This window comes from Gemmiger formicilis, from assembly GCF_900167555.1.
Classification (GTDB): Bacteria; Bacillota; Clostridia; order Oscillospirales; family Ruminococcaceae; genus Gemmiger; species Gemmiger formicilis.
Map to the genome: position 1 here is coordinate 59047 of NZ_FUYF01000008.1, position 15949 is coordinate 74995.

Annotated in this window: 14 protein-coding genes; all 14 read right to left on the minus strand. The window is 52.1% G+C overall.

Annotation, left to right across the window (positions count from 1 at the left end; translation table 11 throughout):
- Positions 1-15: 15 nt before the first annotated feature.
- Entirely contained in the window at positions 16-870 is an 855-nt protein-coding gene (locus B5D32_RS08385) for a nucleotidyl transferase AbiEii/AbiGii toxin family protein (RefSeq protein ID WP_078784607.1), read from the minus strand.
- Positions 867-1460 carry a type IV toxin-antitoxin system AbiEi family antitoxin domain-containing protein gene (locus B5D32_RS08390; RefSeq protein WP_078784608.1) on the minus strand — a complete coding sequence of 198 codons (594 nt, stop codon included), beginning with the start codon at positions 1458-1460 and terminating at the stop codon, positions 867-869. The genes B5D32_RS08385 and B5D32_RS08390 overlap by 4 nt, the downstream gene beginning before the upstream one ends.
- A gap of 81 nt (positions 1461-1541) precedes the next feature.
- On the minus strand, positions 1542-1874 hold the full coding sequence (locus B5D32_RS08395; protein WP_143402714.1) for a TrbC/VirB2 family protein: 333 nt from the start codon (positions 1872-1874) through the stop codon (positions 1542-1544).
- Positions 1831-3672, minus strand: coding sequence for a VirD4-like conjugal transfer protein, CD1115 family (locus B5D32_RS08400; protein WP_078784609.1), 1842 nt, complete (start codon positions 3670-3672; stop codon positions 1831-1833). The genes B5D32_RS08395 and B5D32_RS08400 overlap by 44 nt, the downstream gene beginning before the upstream one ends.
- A gap of 5 nt (positions 3673-3677) precedes the next feature.
- Positions 3678-4502, minus strand: coding sequence for a hypothetical protein (locus tag B5D32_RS08405; RefSeq protein ID WP_078784610.1), 825 nt, complete (start codon positions 4500-4502; stop codon positions 3678-3680).
- A complete protein-coding gene (locus B5D32_RS08410) occupies positions 4503-5072 on the minus strand; it encodes a PcfB family protein (protein WP_078784611.1) in 570 nt (189 codons plus the stop codon).
- Positions 5002-6432, minus strand: coding sequence for a relaxase/mobilization nuclease domain-containing protein (locus B5D32_RS08415; protein ID WP_078784612.1), 1431 nt, complete (start codon positions 6430-6432; stop codon positions 5002-5004). The genes B5D32_RS08410 and B5D32_RS08415 overlap by 71 nt, the downstream gene beginning before the upstream one ends.
- Positions 6429-6743, minus strand: coding sequence for a plasmid mobilization protein (locus B5D32_RS08420; protein ID WP_078784613.1), 315 nt, complete (start codon positions 6741-6743; stop codon positions 6429-6431). Before B5D32_RS08420 ends, B5D32_RS08415 begins: the two co-directional genes overlap by 4 nt.
- A gap of 118 nt (positions 6744-6861) precedes the next feature.
- A complete protein-coding gene (locus B5D32_RS08425) occupies positions 6862-7266 on the minus strand; it encodes a recombinase family protein (RefSeq protein WP_078784614.1) in 405 nt (134 codons plus the stop codon).
- Between the two features lie 3 nt (positions 7267-7269).
- Positions 7270-8013 carry an adenine nucleotide alpha hydrolase family protein gene (locus tag B5D32_RS08430; RefSeq protein ID WP_078784615.1) on the minus strand — a complete coding sequence of 248 codons (744 nt, stop codon included), beginning with the start codon at positions 8011-8013 and terminating at the stop codon, positions 7270-7272.
- Positions 8014-8088: 75 nt separating this feature from the next.
- Positions 8089-14229, minus strand: a complete 6141-nt coding sequence (locus B5D32_RS08435; RefSeq protein ID WP_078784616.1) for a prealbumin-like fold domain-containing protein — start codon at positions 14227-14229, stop codon at positions 8089-8091.
- 67 nt (positions 14230-14296) lie between these two features.
- Positions 14297-15043: a DUF3849 domain-containing protein gene (locus B5D32_RS08440; RefSeq protein ID WP_078784617.1), complete on the minus strand. Its 747-nt coding sequence runs from the start codon at positions 15041-15043 to the stop codon at positions 14297-14299.
- Positions 15040-15453, minus strand: a complete 414-nt coding sequence (locus tag B5D32_RS08445) for a hypothetical protein (RefSeq protein ID WP_078784618.1) — start codon at positions 15451-15453, stop codon at positions 15040-15042. The genes B5D32_RS08440 and B5D32_RS08445 overlap by 4 nt, the downstream gene beginning before the upstream one ends.
- Positions 15454-15527: 74 nt before the next feature.
- Positions 15528-15923: a hypothetical protein gene (locus tag B5D32_RS08450; protein ID WP_078784619.1), complete on the minus strand. Its 396-nt coding sequence runs from the start codon at positions 15921-15923 to the stop codon at positions 15528-15530.
- Positions 15924-15949 lie beyond the last annotated feature (26 nt).

The window sequence follows — 15949 nt, forward strand, 5'->3', positions numbered from 1 at the left end:
TGCCGACTGCATAGCTTAATTAAAAAAATTGTTTGTTATTAGGGTGTCCATTGTAGAAGCAACTGCATCACACACTTCATCAAAGCTGATGGTGGAAGCGTAGTCGAAATCTTTTCGGTAATTATCCCATTGCCTACGCATAATCTCGCTGTTTCGCACCGCTTCCACAATTGCTCTATAATCTTGCAAAATCGAATCAGAGCCTCGCTTACTGGCTGTAGCCATCAGTGCCGCCCCTAAAGCGGGAAAGTCTATATTTTCTGCTTGCAGTTTGGTAAGGATATAGACATCATAATAATCTCTTGGCCGGGTATTCTGGTCACCGCGAGATATTACAGTCTCCAGCTTTTCCGCCAGAATGGTGGCCAAATTGTATGCCATAACTTGAATATGACGATCTTCCAGCATCAACTTGTAGTCATATTGAATTTCGCGTGGTGTGATTTTATCGCCAGTAGTAATGTCCAGCTTTAAGGGAACTGCCATAGGCGGAAAATCGGCTGTCAAAGCTACGCGGTATCCAGTATATTCATCACCCTCCCGGATTTCACCAATGCTTTTGAATGTAAATGTGATGTCATCGTCAACAGGAACGGTGAGAATCTTCTCTATCATTTTTTGGACGGTATCCTGCGTAACTGGATAACCCTTTATGGTAGCATCCATATCCATTGTCGCTCTGGAGTTCAGCCCCACCATAGAGGAAATTAAAAAGCCACCTTTGATAATGTAATTATCCCGATACGGGGATAATGATACCCGCTCCAAGAATCGTTCCAGCATATAATTTTGCAGAACAAGCTGTGCGGAAATCTGGTTTTCTTTCGCTAGCTTTTTCATAATCGCTTTCAGCTGCATAGCGTTTTTCATAATAGTACCTCCAAATAAGGACGCAGCCGCTTTTCTACGCGTAGTTGATGAGCATATTCCGAAAGCAAAGGAATGTTCTTATCTTTACGGCCAGCGTACCGCTTGAATGCATCTGTAATGATCTGAATATCCGTGTGGCTGATGGGCTTTAGAATTTCACATAGGGTTTTTTCTGCATTGTAGGCCCGGACTGTATTTCCGGCAGGGGTGTCAACCAGCGCGATTCCGAGACTGTAATAAGGCTCTTTCTTGCAAGAGCATAAAATCCCCGCTGCTTTTGGACTGGATGTATTATATCCATAGGGAAATGCCATGTGAAACTTGTGTGGTGTCCTGTCAGTCAAATCATGCAGAAACAGTGCGGTATCCAATGCAAATACACCACGCTTATATCGCTCTTGAATGGATACAAATTCATCCTCCCAAACTTCCGGCAGGGTATATACCCCACGGGAGACCTGATCTAATCGGCCTGTATCGGCCAAATATTTCAAACTTCCGCGTGATATTCCGGCAGAAGAAATCATAGCAGCAGTTACGATGCCATTATTTTGGGAAGCCAACTCTATAATCTTCGTTGTAGAATCCATAGCACACACCTTCTCTTGAATTGACTTTTATGCTAAACATTATACGCTTATTTAGCATAAAAGTCAACGAGACGGCATCGCTTACAGAATCATATCAAGAATATCCTTTGCAAAGTAAATGACCACGCCGCCGAAGAACGTCATAAAGCCTTGCGCACGCTGGCTGGCATCGTGGCCTTTGAGAGCAAGGCCGATTTGCACGATGCCGAACCCCAGCAGGATCGCACCAATGGCTTTGATGGCGCTGAACACAAAGTCGCTCAGATTGTTGATGGTCGTCAGCGGATCATCTGCAAACGCAGGCATGGCCATAACAAAAGCAGCGGCAACCACCGTCGCCGCCACAAGATAAAGGCGCTTGATTTTGCGGTCAGTCACCTTGGTCGTATTGAGAGAAGTTTTCTTCATTTTCATAATAATTTTCCTCCGGGTGTTTTTCTAAGTAGTCGAGCTGTTCGTACATTTCTTCGGTGATTTCGGGCGCTGTCGCGGCAGCAACAGCGTCCATTGTAATAGTAGCGGCGTCGCCCATATAGTCGGGCGGCATTACATAAGGCTCACCTCCTGCATCGGATGTATATTTTACATTCGGGTGATGAAGCAGATTATACTTTTTGTCGATGACAGGGTCCTCGCTGCGCATCAGCAGCAGGCACTCATCGTCACGCATACGGCGGATTTCATCGGGCATACACAGTTCACGGCCAGCGGTTTGCAGGCTGTCGCTGCTGCTGCCTCGGCTGCCTTTGCCAATGCTTTGGCTTTTGGTGCGTTCGGTTTCCTTGCCGAGAATTTTGGAAAGATATTCGTAGGTACCGTACTCGTTGCCGCCGAGGTAAAGCAGGGTGTCACAGTTTCCGATTATGCCTTCCCAATCGTCTTTGAACAGGCTTTTTAGCTGGGCAATGTTTTGCAAAATAATGTCGCAGCTGATATTGCGGCTGCGGCAGACTGCCAAGATATTTTTGAAGTTCTTGGGCAAGGCAACATTTGCAAACTCGTCCATCATCAGCCGCACATGAACCGGCAGCGCACCGTTGTATTCCGGCGTGGAATCTGCCAAACGAAAAAGCTGGTCAAAAAGCTGCGTGTAGAGCATCGTTGCAATGAAATTAAAAGTTGTATCATTGTCGGGCAAAACAATAAATAATGCCCGCTGCTCCAGCCCCATACGCGGCAGGAACATTTCATCGCGCGAAGTCATTTCTGCAAACTTGCGGGAGTTGAACATGTACAAGTTTGCCGCTGCCGAAATCAAAATGGATTGCAGCGTCTTTTTCGCACCCAACATAAAAGACTTGAATTGCAGGACAGCGGGGTGCTGCGGGTCACGTCGCTCCAATTCTCCGAACAGCATCATCAGGGGATTCTCGACCATTTCATTCTCACTGACCTGACAATTTAGAATCATGTACATCAACGTCGAGAAATTCTGCTCACTGGCGGGGGCTTCGTACATCAGATAGAGAATCAGCGCGGAAATCAGCAGCACCGAGGAATCATCCCAAAACTTATCACCACCGCTGGGGGCATCCTTGGGTTTGGTGTTGTTGACGATGGCGAACGCCAGCTTGATGGCGTCCTCATCGGTTTCGAGATAGGCCATCGGATTGTAATGGCCTTGAAAATGCACAAGGTCAAGCACTGTCACACTGATTCCGTTCATTTCCATAATCCTACCCTGTGTACGTAGCAGTTCCCCCTTGGGGTCCAGAAAAAGATAAGAGCCAATCAGTTGCAGCGCATTGGGCTTCACATAAAAGCGTGTCTTGCCGCTGCCAGATCCGCCGATTACGATAATGTTGAGATTATGTTTATGCGCGTGGCTGTCGGTGCTGAAGCGTACATTCTCGGTCAAAATGTAATTTTCTTTGGGGGCTTTGGTATTGCGGTACTTGATGTTTAGTCTGTGGGCGCTGCCCCACTTGGCCGTACCATGTTCCGCGCCGGGGTGGCGGTCTGCTTGGTCGAGCATATAGCAGTAGACGGCCAACGGATAAAGCACCAGCACCGCCAGCAGAAATTTTGGAGTGCTGGCGCACCAGCGCAGCATGGATGGGGTGTGCAGAATTTCGGACAACACTGCGGTGATTTCTGCCAGCCCCTGCGCCTGTTCAGTTGCCTGTGCCAGCGCTGCGGCAGCAAACAGCAGCGGTATCAGCAATAGCCCGTACAGAATAATTTCTGTGCGGCGGTCCTTATTCGGGCGCATGATATTTAGCGGACCTCATCCCGCTGCGGTGCGCTCTGGCCGCGCTGCAGGCCAAGTGCCTTTTCTACAGTGTCTCCAATAGTCACAGACAGTTCCCGAATTTCTTCCAGTGCTTTTCGTTCCTCGCCGGGTGGAATGTGGGTGCTCATCCCGTCCAAAACAGCAGCAGCGGTATCGGGCATCGGCAAGGCAAAACGCCCGCAAAACTCCACCGATACTGCCATCGCCGTTTTTCGTAGATAGGGCGCTTGGGAGATACCCGGCGTGTGTTGCTCTGCGGTTGCAATGACGATTTCGGCGGGCAGTCGTGCCAGCGCTTCATGCTGCGGCATGGCCGTTGGAAACACAATCGAGTGTTGCTCGGCATCGTACCCGATAACACCCTCATTTTGAAAAATGATGTTGACCGGAGAAAGGCGCTCCAGTTCCTTGATGGCCTTGTCCATCTGTTCCGGCTTGATTTCGGGGATGGGATACGGTTTGTTGCCGTAGGTCATGGACACATCGAAAATCGAACCGACATTATAATAGCCGTTGACCCGCACAAGCTGCGGGATGCCTTTTGCCCCTTTGTTTACGCGCCGCCCGAATTTATCCCAGTCTCTGGCGGTCAATACGGCCCGCGCTTGCGGCAGGGTTTGCAGCACAAGTGCGGCATTGCCGGATGTGATATGGTTGCCAAGCCGTCCTCTGCCGTACAGATAATCGGCAAGACGCTGGCCGTCCTGCACGACTTTCTGCAATGCGGATTTCTGTGCGGCAATGGTTTCTTTGAGTTCGGCTTGCTTTTTCGCTTTCCATTCCTCGATGGGCAATCGCTGTTCGTACATTTATCGCTCCTCCTTCGCAGTAATATCCTGTACTTTTTCCTGCGCCTGAGCTGCTTTCTGCGCTGCATTTTTCAGTGCCATAATTGTGGCCCGCACAGATGGGCGGGGGTCAATATCCAAAGGATTCTTCCCGCGCGTCAACAAGCTGTCGCCGGATTGACGGCGGGTTGGGTCTTTTTTTCGGTCTGCCGTAGTGACCTTGGGAATGGCATACCCAAGCTGCTCATAGATACGGTTCAGTTTAGCGACATCTTCGGCTTTGAACATGACATCTACTTTTTCGTTCTGTGCCTTATCTTTCACAACAGCAAACAGAACGCCGTACTGCTTGGCCAATTCCTTAAACTGTCCCACGTCTTTGCTTTGCAGGGCAATAATTTTCAATTCTTTGCCCTCCCGCAGCAGACGGTCAAGGCTGGTTTTGCCTTTCACTTTAGGATTTTCCTTGGCGTAGGCCAGCGATAAGGCCAGTGCATTTTTAATACCCAGCGCAGACAGCTTAATGGCTACTTCGGTAACCTGTAAGGCTTCCCGCACCATCTGATCGGCTGCTTCGCCTCCGTTGTTCATCCTGTTTCACCTCATTTCGTTCTTCTTGTGCGGCGAGTTCTGCTTGCCGTAGTTTTTCCTGCACCTCGGCGGCATCTGTTTCGATGTCGGAACAGATGTAAACCTCATGGCGCAGGGCTTTCATTTGCTGGGTCAGTGATTTGATTTTCTCATCCTGCGCGGCACGTTCCGGCTCACGCTTTTGCCGATATAGGACTTTGCGCTGGCGGGCAAGCTGTTGGATTTGGACTTCTGCATTTTCCTTGTAGGCCAGCAGTTCATCCATAGTTTCAATATGGTTTTCCCATAGGAATTTCGTTTGCTGCTGGTATCGGCTGAACAGCAGAAAATCCTCACGCAGCAAAAAGTAGCAGCGCTTTGTGCTCTTGCCGTGGTAGGCTTTCCGCAGCAGGGCGCAGTAGTGATAGTAGCAAGCCATAAAGCCGGACACCTTGGGATACCGGCGCGGCAGCTTGCCGAGATACCGCGCTCGCCGCACAGTGGGCTGCCATTTCGGTTTTGCCGGGGCGTATTCCTGCCGGTATTCCTGCTGCATTTCGGTGGGCATACGGTGCAGTTGGCGGTAATACTCCCGCAGCGCTGTCTCGGAAAAGCGCGGGTCGAGCCGGTCAATGCGGATATTTCGCTGGGCGTCTTTATGGCGCACAGCCATGTGTTCCACACGCGGGCCGTATTTGACCGTGTAGCCCATGTTCTGCAATTCCGTGATAAGGCCATCAAAGCTGTCGGCGGCAGCAATAGCCTGTTCCACATCTTTGCGTACCATACCACGAATGGTAGGCTTGCCGGTTTGCCCGCTCAACCATTCGTCATAAGATTTTCCCTTGCCGTCTGTTTCGATGACGGACAGCCGATTCTCTCTGCAAAGTTCATCCGATACCTGTCGGATTCCGTGGTAGTAGGTGTCAAAGTTGTTGCGGAACATTTTTCCATCCGCATAGGATACCGAATTGACGACTATATGATTGTGCAGGTGGCCTTTGTCCAAATGGGTGCTGACCGTACACTCAAACCGATCCGCAAGAAACCGCTGTGCAAATTCACAGCCAATCTCGTGTACTTGGTCGGGCGTGGCTTCACCGGGGCTGAAACTTTGTATGATGTGGTAGGCCAAAACTCCCTTATCCGTGGGTTGCTCCCACAATCGTTTGGTTAATTCCATGCTCATACAGGCTGTCTCCGGGTCACAATGAAAGCCTGTCACATACAGTTGATGCTCTGTCTTATCTTGGTTCTGCGTATAGGATAAGAGCCGCCTTAAATCATCATCAGCAAATTTTTCAGTTTTGTTTGGATTGCTGGTATAATCCAGACATCGTTGCAGATGATGCTTTACTGCTTTGATTTTTGTATAAGCTATTGGACCCCACCTCCCTTAATGTACCTCCATATTTGCTCCATGATTTGTTTTGCAGTCAGCAAGTCGGTATTACTTACTTTTCCGCTGGCGTTGGCAATGTGGGCAAGCTGGTTTAGATTGTTGCCAAGGGCTGCAATTTGGCGTGACATTTTTATGTAGTCGGCTGTCGGACGCTCCAGAAGTGGAGCGTTCATCAATACTTTGCGCAGCACTTGCTCTTGATTTAGCCCTGTGCTTTTACTTAAATACCGCAGTCGTTCCTGCTCGTCTTGATTGAGCCGTAGGAGTTTTTTATAGGTTCTTGCTTTCATAATTCACCATCCGATGCAGGGGTTTTAGGGGTATTCCCCTAACAAGTGGGCGATGTGATATCACATTGCCGTGCTTGCTCGTACTGTGCCATAGGCACAGTACGCCGCCTGCTGAAAATCACCACGGCAGCTGCAACCCCTTTCGGGTAGCATAGCGTTCGACCCGTCTGGCTAACCGAAACATATTTACCCGGTCACGCAAACTGTACTCGGTGGCTGTGACCTGTATGCCGCGCTGCATGAGCCGCTTGAAAAAGGAGTACAAGTGGCGCTCCTTGCCGCTGATCTGCCGCATACGGCAGATGTAAACGCGGTCAACTTTTCCACCCTTAATCTGCTGCATCATATCGCGGTAGCCGGGGCGCAGCAGCCAGCCGCCGCGCTCGTCAATGCTTCCACCGACAATATCACAGCCGTCATGCAGAGCCTGCATTGAGCAAACTTTATAGCTGTTCATTGTGCCATCGTAGTCGCCGGGAATTCGCGCGTACACCCACGCGCGGGGTCTTTTCTGTTCGTCCATTGTTCACCGTTCCTCATAAAAACTTAGTTGTTCGCCCTCCTGCAGAAAGCGTTCGTCTATCTCACGAAAAGTGCGCCGCCAACTAAAACGTTCGGTGGGTTTATTCGGCACGTCCTGTAATTCAAGCAAAAGCTGCCAGAGTTCGGGGTGGTATCTGTAGAGATGCCGCAGTTCGCTGATTGATGCGTTCGGGCAAAACCAACAACCCCCGCGTTTAGTGAAGTCATACAGCGGGGACAGCAGCTCCTCAGCTGCGCACATAGACCTCGCTTCGGGTTCGGCCACATGGTACTTGTCCAGCAAAGAAATCTGACCGGGCTTTAATCGTGCCAGTCGCTTGGGTTCATCTGCGGCGATGCCGATGTACTGCACCGTGTCCGGGGGCAATGCCTTCTGATATGCCTTGATCGGCGGCAGCTTGCAATCCCGCTGAATTGTACAGCGCCCACTCAGAGGGAATCCCGAAAGCATCCCCTTGGTTTTTCCTCGTGTGACAACATGGTAAAAGCAGGATAGATAGGTCTTTTCGGAGCGCAAAACCCGTGTCGGGATGCCGCGCTGTTCAAAATACGGGATTGCTGTTTCGTGGATAAATCGGTTGTGTTCGGGCAGCTCGCCGGATATTTTCTCGCTGAACATGACCTCGCAATACACAAGTTCGTCCAGCGGTTCACCATGCTGCAAGGCCAGCAGCGCGGTGGCGATACTGTCTTTTCCGAAACTGCAACTTAAAATGTGTTTTGCCATCTTCTCTCCTATAAAAATAGGGAGGGCCGCGCGGTCCTCCCCGTAAAAAAGTATATTTCATTTTCCGATTATTCCTTAGTCCTCGGTGTCCTCGTCATCATCGTCACGGGGCGTAATATCTTTGCGGCGGGCGCTCTTGTGGATCAGAACGGCCAGCCCTGCAAGAGAGATTCCCGCAATCGCCAGCAGCAGCCCCAACGGAGAATTATCGCCGGTCTTAGGAATTGTCAGCAGCGGCGTGGGGGTTGCAGTGGGTGCAGCGGGCGCTGGGGTCGTGTTCGGCGTGGGCTGCGGAGTATGGTCCGGGGTCGGCGTGTTGTCGGGGGTAGGTGTCGGTGTGTCATCGCGGACATCTTTCATTACCACGGTCTGCATCTCGCCGGTGGGCAGAACGGTAAAGTCGATACTTTCTGCAACCTTGTAGCCGTTGGGTGCGGTGATTTCCGTCAGTGTATAATCTCCTGCTGGCATCTTTTCCACATAATGTGGTTCGTTTGTGGAAATCCAACGGTCAATCTCGGTGCCGTCCTTGTCCTTGATAACCAGTTCTGCGCCGGGAAGTTCTTCCTTGGTGGTAAGGTCTTTCTTGGAAATCTGCACCTTGGTAATATCATCCTGCATAATAACGGTGGCATCGTCCAGCAGTTTCCAGTCATCCCACTTCCAGAACAAAATGTTCTTGGTGGTCAGATAGTAAACTTCGCACTCCTCCAGAGGATTGCCGCCCTCGTCAGTTTTCTGAATCAGGCGGAATGTAATATCATCGGCCAGTGCGTACCCATCAGCGGCGCGGATCTCCGTCAGCGTGTAAGATTCACCGAAATGCAGCCCGGTCACGCGATGCGGCTCATCGGTGGACACCCATGTGGTTACGGTATTGCCGTCCATGTCCTTGATAGCAAGGGTCGCACCGGGCAGTTCCTCGTCGTTGGTAAGGTCGCGCTTGCTTACCCACATTTCCGTAGGCTTATTGGAACAAGTGTTATCCAACACCATGACAGCTTGTCCGTCATAGGTGAAAGTAACCTCCATCGGCTCCTCGTTGACGTAATAGCCGAGAGGGGCGCGGAGTTCCTTGACGATGTAATTACCGCTGTTGGTGGTGGCGTCCTTGCGGATGCTGCTGCCGTAATACTCGCCGCGAATAGGAACATCGCAGTCAAAATAGGTGTAGCTGTCTGCGCCGGTTTCGGGGCTGGTGGCGACCAGTTCGCCCGCTGCAAACAGCAGTTTGCCGTCCACGCTGTAAATATCATCAGCCGTGTACAGGTTGAATACCGCACCGGCAAGGTATTTGCCGGTTTCGCGGTCAACCTTGTAAACGCCGACTTTGGCTTTTTCGCGGTCATTGTAGAATTTCAAGGTCTGCTGCTCGGTGAAATCGGCGTTGGCATCCTTGCTGCGCACGACCTCAAAACTCTGGGAAGATGCAGCGCCGTCAACCTTGGCAATGCTCGTGGCCATAACCACATCGTTCAACTGGGCATCCCAAACGAAAGTGACATCATAGCTGTCAGAAGTGCCGACATAGCCGTAAGGCGGTTTGGTTTCCTCGATATGGTAGCTGCCCAGCGGCAGGGTCACGCTGACTTCGCCAATCGTGCCGTCATGGATTACAGACAGGAAATCGTAGGTGGCCTTAGTGCGGGCCGGGGCAAAAGCGGCAATGTCTGCGCTGCCGTCGCCGGTAGTGACTACGGCGACTACATCGCCCTTGGCGTACCAGAGCGTGCGGTTGCCGTAATTGTCAAGCTGACGATCCTGCGTGTAGATGTCCTCGGCTGCCGTGATGGTGTACTCGGCACCTGCCAGCGGGCGAGTTTCGTAAGTGAAATTGCCATTCTCAGCTTCGCCGGTCATCCACGGGTCAATACCGTCCGGCGCAGACTGCCAGCCGGTCAGCACCTCGCCGGTCTTGCGGATGGTCAGCTTGCCGAGGGTTTCGTGGTTGGAATACTTCTCACCAATCACCAGCGTATCCATGCCGTTTTCGTTTTTATCACCGGTTGCCTGATAAATGCGGTCGGTGGTAATGGTAAAATCGACATAGTGGCTTGCATCGGCAGCCCACGCATTGTAATAGCCGTTGGGTGCGGTGGTTTCCACAATGCGGTATTTGCCCAGCGGCAGTTTTTCGGGCAGGGTCAGGATACCCTCGGCGTTGGTGTAGAAGGTGGTGACATTCTTGGTCAGATGCCCGTTTACGGTGTCGGTCATACGCACCAGCTTGGGTGCGCCGTTTTCCATGCGGTAGTTGCCGTCATCGTCCAGATAGTAGATCTGGAACGCCGTACTCGGCAGCAGCACGGGCTTGCCGGTTTCCTCGTCCAGCTTGGTGATGCGCAGGTAGACCTCGATTTGCTCGTCCAGCACGGTAAACTTCTGGTAGATGTCAGAGGCAGTAAGCGCGCTGCCCTTGGGCGTTGCCATCGCGCTCATCGGGCTGTTACGGTCAATGACCACCAAGTACGGTTCCGCCTGATACAAATCCTTGGGAACGGTGGTTTCGACCACCAGATAGGTGCCGTAGGGCAAGCCCTGCACACGGATGTTGCCGGTATCGTTGCTGAAAATCTCAGCCAAGCGATACTCGTTGGCGCTGCCGGTGGGCTGCCAGCCGTCGCCCTTGCCGTTTTTGTTGTCGCCCGCTGCAATCAGCGTTTTGTTGTAGGCGGCAATTTCAGCGGCGTTGACCTCGTAAGTTCTGGCAACCGCCTGTCCCTCGTCGGAGAAATCCCACTTAGGATGGTCATTGTTGTAGTTCTTGTCGAGGTAGCAGTCCAAAATGCTTTGCAGGCTGTAAGCACCCGTCTGGCTTTGGGTAAACTGTGCGGCTTTGGACAAGTCGGACACCAGATAAAAGGTAAAGCCCGCGTCCTCCAGCTCCTGCCCGTTGGATTCGCCGCTGGAAGAAATGATTTTGCTGATTTCCACATTGCCCTTGGCGATTTGGTCTTGGCTTTCGGTTTGGGCATTGTCGCGGTGAACGTGGTAGTTTGCCCTGTACACGGTGCTGTCGTCGGCAAAGGTGGTTTTCTCTACATACCAGCCTTCATCAGCGTAAGCAGGTGTAATGTAGTAGTTGTGTTCATCGCACAGATAGCCGTTGGCAAAGGAAAGCGAATAGGCATCGTAGGTTACTGTGCCGTCTAATGCCTTGCCCTTGGTGATGGTGCTGAACTGGTTTTTGTACATCCAATCGGTGTACTGCCCGCCGCTGCTTGCCAGTGCCACGACCTGCCCGGTGGCGGCTTTGGTGCGGCTGTCCACCGTGGGGCAGGTGCCGGAAACAACAAGAGCGCCGTCACGCAACGGAATGACCGTGCCGGTGGAGCGCTCTACTACATAATATTTGCCGAGGTACAGGTTTGCAAAGGTCAGCCAGCCGTCCTCGATTTTGGCACTGGCTACGAGATGGTCTTTTTTGAGAATCGGCAGATAATCCGATACCCACTGCCCGCCGTTGTCGCGGATGGTCGTGTGCCAGAGGGGGTTGCCGTCTGCATCCACGATTTTGGAATAGTCCACAACACCGGTCACACCGTCCGGGTGGGTGATGTCCTCGGCAGCGTAGAGGTCGTACACGGCACCGTCCAGCGCGGCGTTGCCGTGATTTTCAACGTACTTTGCAGCGTCCAAGTCCACCTTGGAAATGCTGATTTCGCCCAAGGTACGGTCGTTTTTCATAACGCCGTCCGTGGCGGTGGTGGTGTAGCTGTCCTCGTTGGCCGCTTTGCCGCTGTTGTCGGTGTTGTAGCTGCGGTTAGGGTTCTTGTACACATTGGAAATCGTGACAGTGGTTTCCACGCCGCCACTGGTAACCAGCTTGGTGCCGCCCTTGTCGGCTGTCAGGATGTCGGCATTGTAGTCGGCATTGTCCAGCCATAGCACTGAATTGTCGTTGGCTTCGGTGATTTCGATGTAATAAGCGCGCTTGCCCAGCGGAGTGTTGGCCATGCCGGGATGATTGATGTCTGTCCAATCGCCAAAATAGCCTTTGGGCGCTTTGCTTTCCACAAGGATAAACTTGCCCGCATTGCGCTGGGTGTAATACAACGTGTGGCGCATCGCGTCATTGACGGCATAGGCGGCGCTGTTGATGACCGCATAGCTGCCGCCGCCTTGGCGCTGTACGCTGTAGGTGTTGTAGCCCCCGGTGGGCTGGTATTTGCCGGTCACCACATCCCACTGATAGATCTCATACTGGGCATCGGCTGCGATCTGGCTGCCGGTTTCGCTGTCGCTTTTCTTGAGGTTGACCTGCAAACTCCACTCGTCATTTTTCATGACATAGTCATTGTTGGTGTTTGCGGGTACCGAAATCGTTTGGCTGCTTCCGTTCGTGCCCCAGTACTTGCCGAATCCATACGGTACTGTGATTTCTTCATAGCGGAACTGGATGCTTCCCAGCTGCGCTTTAGCCGCTGCTATAGCATTGTTGACAGCGTTCTGGGCCTCACCCTGCAATTCCGCAATTGCTGAATCGCGGGCGCTGCTGGCGGCCGCATCAGCAGCCTCCTGCGTGGTGAAAGGACCAACCTGTCCGTTGCGGGTGCCGGAGGTCTTTGTGACCGAGTAGTGCAGACTCCAGCTTGCACTGGCATCGCCGCCATTATTCTGGTAGTTGTCATCGGCGGTATGACCGCTGGTGGTCACAGTTTGCTTGCCGGCAGGGCTGATAGACCAACTGCCGCCCTCGATGGTGCCGGATTTGGTGATGGGCTCGATCTCAATGGTCGCGCCATCGACTTTTTCCTGTGTTTTCAGCTGGACCTTATCCGTGCGGATTCCATAGGAAAAATCAAAACTGCCGCTGGCGGTCTGGGCAGGTGCCTCCCAGCTGGCATAGTATTCCTGCACAACAGGTTCCGGCTCAGGTTCCTCCTCACCGATCTCAGGACCGATCAGGGCAACGGTCTGCCATCCTGCGCGACCGGGATTATAGATGTAGGTGTAGTAATCGCGGGCAGAGGCGTAGGTTTCCACGCCGTTCAGCAGCTCGTCGGCAGAGGCAAGATAAATTTCCGCGGCGGTGCTTTCGGGGAAGCTCTCGATAATATACATCTGCACATCGTCATAAATTGATGCGCAGAAATCCAAAAGAGAGGTTTCTTCACCCTCATCAGCGGAAAAAACTGCGGGCAGATCGTCTGCATCACCCAAAGAAAGCTGGTTCAAGCCGCCCCAGATGCGAATCTGGTTGCCGTAGTGGTCACCGGGGATGCACTGGTCTGCGTTGACCGTGGAAGTGTTCACATAAGTGTACGTTGGGCATCCCGCAGGCTGACCGTTGGCACCGTGGGTGCAGCAGTAGGCGGGTTCGCCGTTGAACCAGATCAGCCAAGTGCCGTTGACTTTGGCAACCTTGGTAATTTTGCCGCTGGTCACCGCAGGGGTGGGGCGCTCGGCAAAGGCGGCAATTTCGCTGTCGGGGAAGGGGTACTCGGCAGTCGCATTGCGGTCGATGGTTACATTTAATGTCTTAGTCAGTGTGCTGCCGTCCGGCGCAGTGTAAGCCAACTGCGCGGTAAAATCCGCATCTGCCTGTACATACACACCCAGCACAGCAGCAGAGGTTTCGCTGTATTCGTTGTGTAGCAGGCTTTCTGTGTTTTCAACAGGTGCGCCGTAGTAGTCCAGCAGGGTCACACCGTCCGGCAGAATTAGATCAAGGGAACTGCCATCGGCGGGGTACTCCACCTGTGCCAGAATGGGAACAATGGCATAGTCTGCGCCGTCCAACAGGGGCGCGGCCATGGTAAGGCCATCATTGTCCAGTGCAGCGGCGGTCAGATAGCTGCCGCTGGTTTCTTCCAGTTGGCTTTCGGGCCACTCGGAAATACCGATTTTAGTTTCACCGGTGGCAACCGGCAGACCCTCGCTGCCGATATAGGAACCAATGGGTGCGTTGGGGAGGTCGGTGTACAGTTCCGCGCCGACAATGGCAGCAGAGATTTCTTCTTCAGCGGGCTGCTCTTCTGCCGTTTCCGGGGTAGCTTCGGTTACATCCTCGCCGGGGTCTGGGCTGCTCTCGTCGGTCTGGCCGTTGTCTGTTTCAGACGGCTCGGTCTGCTGCTCCATCTGCACGGTTTCCTCGGTGGGCTGCGGTGTGGGTTCCTCCGCAAACGCTGCACCGGGCAGCATGGAGCAGAGCATTACCACCGCCGCAAACAGCGCAGTAACGCGATGCTTCAATTTATAATGTGTTTCTTTCATTGTGAAATCCTTTCAAAACAGAGATTTTTTCACGAAAAAAAGCGCCTGCAAAATGCAGACGCTGCGGTTATCTTTCGGGGGTATCCTGAGCGGGCTGGGCTTTGGCTTTTTCAAATTTTCGCACTTGGTTTACAAAACCGTCCAATAGGCAGGTATGCGCTTGTAGGTCAGCGTAGTAACAGGAACGGTCAAATCCACGGCGATCCATATCTTTGATCGTGCGAATGGAATCTGCCCATGCTCTATTTGTGCGCGAAATGCGACCATCTCTATCACGGGTTTGAATGGCCGCTGCCAACACATATTTTGTGCGCTCCAAACCATATTCCGCCACTACCTGTTCAACAGCGCCAGCGCCCAGCCGCATACCATCAAAGCGCTGTGCAAGCGCTGCGTCAATCTCGTCCCGACACCTTTCATTCAAGTGGCAAGACGCATGGTACTGCTGCAATTCGCCGTGTTCGCGGGCATAAGTGACGGACTGTCGATATACTTTGGGTGGGTTCTGCTGCTGCTCCTTTTTCAGCAAGTCATCTGCACGGTCTTCCACGCACTGAGCCACAATGCTCATATAATCGGTTTCCAGCTTAGAAAAATCCTTATACACATCCGCCAGCGGCACGGGAGATTTCAGCAGCGCCCGCACCTGTGCAGGGGTGAGGTTCACTTCTTCCGTTGCAAGAATAATGTCCTCACGGACGCTGTACTCGTAGGCGTGATGTAGAATTTCTTCTGGCGGCTGTGCGGTCAGCCATAGGCAATAGGCGCTCTGCTCCACCCGCATTTTTTCGCAGAGCTGCTCCTGCAGGGTCATTCTTTTGCCTCGCACACCAAAGAATTGGTTTCCAGCACATGACGCCAAAAATCGACCTGCCTGTCATAAGACATATTTTCATAGCAGACATCAATCAGCGTTGCATACAGCTTTTCCTCATCTTCAGGGGAAATGGCAAGAGAAATATTGTTTTGCGAACAATAGCACAGGTAATCAACAAGGTCGCCCATAGTATCTGCACCGCTGTTCTCCAACAATTCTTCCCACTCGTGCGGAAAATCGAGATCTTCCAGCACAATATCCACCGTGTCGTCACACATAGGAATGCTTACGGTTACTTCTTCTCCCGGATGCGGGCTGAAGCAGTCCAAAATAGGTAAACAGCCGGAACTCCCGGCTGCATCTGCCAGCGTGTTTGCCAGCAAGCTCATCATTTCATCGTGCGTCATAAAATCCTCCGAAGCAGATAAGATCCCACAAAAATTACGACTGCATACTGAATAAATCACTTCGTGTATGCAAATCATTCAACATCTCTCCATTCCAAGGAGTTGTTTTCAAGCATATCTTCCCAAAATACCATCTTGCCGTCCATGTCCATATTCTCATAGCAGATTTTGAGCAACGCAGTAAAAAGAACATCATCGGCACTTGAATTTTCGGATTTGCTTTTGTTCAGATAATCGGCAACGTCTCCAATCGTTTCAGCACCGATTTTTTTCAGTAACGGTTCGCACTCCTCCGGCCAGATTTCGCTGCCCACCGGCATGATGCGCATAACACCGTCAATAGGATACTCTATGCGAGTTTTATCCTCCTCGCACTGTGAGAAACCGTCTATAACGCTAATACAGCCCTCATACCTTGCCTTTGTAAGCAGGGTCACCGCTAATTCTTCAATAAGTTCGTCATAAATCATGTTTTCCTCCAATAGAAAAAGCGCCC

Coding starts and splice junctions, on each gene's coding strand:
- B5D32_RS08385 (WP_078784607.1), bottom strand. CDS start 870: ATGAAAAACGCTATGCAGCTGAAAGCGATTATGAAAAAGCTAGCGAAA.
- B5D32_RS08390 (WP_078784608.1), bottom strand. CDS start 1,460: ATGGATTCTACAACGAAGATTATAGAGTTGGCTTCCCAAAATAATGGC.
- B5D32_RS08395 (WP_143402714.1), bottom strand. CDS start 1,874: ATGAAAATGAAGAAAACTTCTCTCAATACGACCAAGGTGACTGACCGC.
- B5D32_RS08400 (WP_078784609.1), bottom strand. CDS start 3,672: ATGCGCCCGAATAAGGACCGCCGCACAGAAATTATTCTGTACGGGCTA.
- B5D32_RS08405 (WP_078784610.1), bottom strand. CDS start 4,502: ATGTACGAACAGCGATTGCCCATCGAGGAATGGAAAGCGAAAAAGCAA.
- B5D32_RS08410 (WP_078784611.1), bottom strand. CDS start 5,072: ATGAACAACGGAGGCGAAGCAGCCGATCAGATGGTGCGGGAAGCCTTA.
- B5D32_RS08420 (WP_078784613.1), bottom strand. CDS start 6,743: ATGAAAGCAAGAACCTATAAAAAACTCCTACGGCTCAATCAAGACGAG.
- B5D32_RS08425 (WP_078784614.1), bottom strand. CDS start 7,266: ATGGACGAACAGAAAAGACCCCGCGCGTGGGTGTACGCGCGAATTCCC.
- B5D32_RS08430 (WP_078784615.1), bottom strand. CDS start 8,013: ATGGCAAAACACATTTTAAGTTGCAGTTTCGGAAAAGACAGTATCGCC.
- B5D32_RS08435 (WP_078784616.1), bottom strand. CDS start 14,229: ATGAAAGAAACACATTATAAATTGAAGCATCGCGTTACTGCGCTGTTT.
- B5D32_RS08440 (WP_078784617.1), bottom strand. CDS start 15,043: ATGACCCTGCAGGAGCAGCTCTGCGAAAAAATGCGGGTGGAGCAGAGC.
- B5D32_RS08445 (WP_078784618.1), bottom strand. CDS start 15,453: ATGACGCACGATGAAATGATGAGCTTGCTGGCAAACACGCTGGCAGAT.
- B5D32_RS08450 (WP_078784619.1), bottom strand. CDS start 15,923: ATGATTTATGACGAACTTATTGAAGAATTAGCGGTGACCCTGCTTACA.